This window comes from Roseinatronobacter ekhonensis, assembly GCF_900499075.1.
GTDB lineage: Bacteria > Pseudomonadota > Alphaproteobacteria > Rhodobacterales > Rhodobacteraceae > Roseinatronobacter > Roseinatronobacter ekhonensis.
Genome location: NZ_UIHC01000145.1, coordinates 1 through 1,799, shown reverse-complemented (window position 1 = coordinate 1,799; position 1,799 = coordinate 1). Strand labels below are relative to the sequence as shown.

Annotated in this window: 3 protein-coding genes; 1 reads left to right on the top strand and 2 read right to left on the bottom strand. The window is 67.7% G+C overall.

The annotated features are described in order from the left end of the window. Window positions 1-178: phage head-tail joining protein (locus ROE7235_RS21065; RefSeq protein WP_121097693.1), on the bottom strand; the 178-nt coding region annotated here is incomplete at its 3' end. 47 nt (window positions 179-225) lie between these two features. Here ROE7235_RS21065 and ROE7235_RS19475 point away from each other — a divergent pair. Next, entirely contained in the window at window positions 226-840 is a 615-nt protein-coding gene (locus ROE7235_RS19475; RefSeq protein WP_085881036.1) for a plasmid pRiA4b ORF-3 family protein, read from the top strand. On the opposite strand, the gene ROE7235_RS19470 is transcribed toward ROE7235_RS19475, so the two are convergent. After that, a partial coding sequence (locus ROE7235_RS19470) for a terminase gpA endonuclease subunit (RefSeq protein ID WP_183073602.1) occupies window positions 841-1,799 on the bottom strand: 959 nt, incomplete at its 5' end. It lies immediately after the preceding gene.

Genomic DNA, 1,799 nt, shown 5'->3' with positions numbered 1-1,799 from the left:
CGATCCGCCGGCCCTCGGCCGCGGCGATCTCGCGGTCCAGCGCCTCGATGGCGCGGTCGATCTCGACCACGCTGCGATACTCGACGGTCTTGCCGTCATAGCTGACCCGCGCCACGCCGGAGGAGCGCTGCGCCGAGAGCGCGTCGCGGCGGCTGCGCAGGTCGGTAATTGTCGGCATCACGCGCGCCTTCTATGGTTGGGACAAAGCTGCCGCCCGGAGGACCCATGTCGGAGCCCGTCGCCCGTCTGATGATCGAACTCGAGGACATCACCCCGCGTATCTGGCGGCGGGTTGACGTGGCGGCTGCGATCACCCTGTCGACATTGCACGACATCCTTCAGGCCGTGATGCGGTGGGACCATGCGCATCTCTACGAGTTTCGCGTGGGCGACCGCGCCTATGGCGACCCGCTCCCCGGATTGGAGAGCGCGTCCGGCCGGGTCTACAAGGCCAAGGGAACCCGGCTGAATCAGGTGATGGATCGGGGAATCGACCAATTCACCTATGTCTACGATTTCGGTGACGACTGGCGGCACAGCATCCGTGTGGAGCACGTCCGCGACGGTGATCCAGACAAAGATTATCCGGTGTTCGTCGAGGGCGGACGCCGCGCACCGCCCGAAGATGTGGGCGGTCTGCCCGGGTTCATGAACTTCCTCGATGCGATCGCCGACCCGAAACATCCCGAACATGCGTTCTTGCTGGAATGGGTCGGAGGCGCCTTTGACCCTGAGGACATCGACCGCCGGGAGATCGAGTTCGACCTGGCCATGCTCGCCGAGTTCCGGCGCAGGGTGCGTGCCGGCCATCGTAGTCGCGGGGAAAAGAAGGCCCACTGATCACTCCATGTAACTCGAGCGGACGGTCCGCCGCCGCAGCGTGCTCCGCTTGCCAGCGGGCGGTTCGGAGCCCGTCACCCCATTAGGATCGCTCCGCTGTTCGATGCCGAGTTGCGTCTCCAGATCGGCCCAGCGGGCCTCAGACCACCGGTCGGCCCCGGCGATCCACGCGGCGGCCCTGGCGTAGACCCGGCAGTCCAGCGCCTCGTTGCGCTCCCGAAGCTTCTGCCATTCGAGCTTCGTGAAGCCGCGCTTGCCCTTCACCGTGACCAGCTGCTCGGCGGCCAGCTGCTTCAGCCATTCGCTGTCCGCCCAGGACGGCAAATGCACCGTTCCGGGCGGAAACGGTGCACCGGCGGCGATCTCTTCCTCCGCCGGTCGGTCCTGGCGCAGAAAGCGGTAGGTCTCGGCCTTGAAGGTCGAGGTCGCCACGCTCCACAGCCGCGCGCCGCGGCGCAGGCGCTTGCCCGCGACGGTCGCGTCAACATAGGTGGGGCCTGTCACCGGGCTCGACCGATTGAACCCGTCGAGCCCCTTCACGGGTGCCACCTGCGCGAAGCCGACCTGCCGCGCCCAGCCATAGACCGCGCTGGTCTCGTAGCCCGTGTCGATCGCAAGACGCGCGATCGCCAGATGCTCGCCGGAGGCATACGTCCATGTGCGCCCCAGCAGATCCGTGAGCTGCTGCCAGCAGGCCGGATCGCCGGGCCCGCCCTCGATGACGACATGATCGACGAGCCAGCTTTCCAGCCCGCGGCCCCAGGCCCAGACATCGACCTCGATGCGGTCCTTCTGCACGTCGGCGCCGGCGGTCAGGAACAGGCCGCCCGCCGGCACGGTGCCCGGTTTCCATGCCTCGCGGCGATCCGCCAGCCGTTGCCAGTCGGGCGCCTCGCCGCTCTCGACCCATGTCTCGCCGAGGATCGTGTTGCGGAACGCCTTGATCGCCTCGTCCGAGC

Excerpts from the sequence above, each read along its gene's own strand:
- ROE7235_RS19475 (WP_085881036.1), top strand. The coding sequence starts at position 226 with ATGTCGGAGCCCGTCGCCCGTCTGATGATCGAACTCGAGGACATCACC.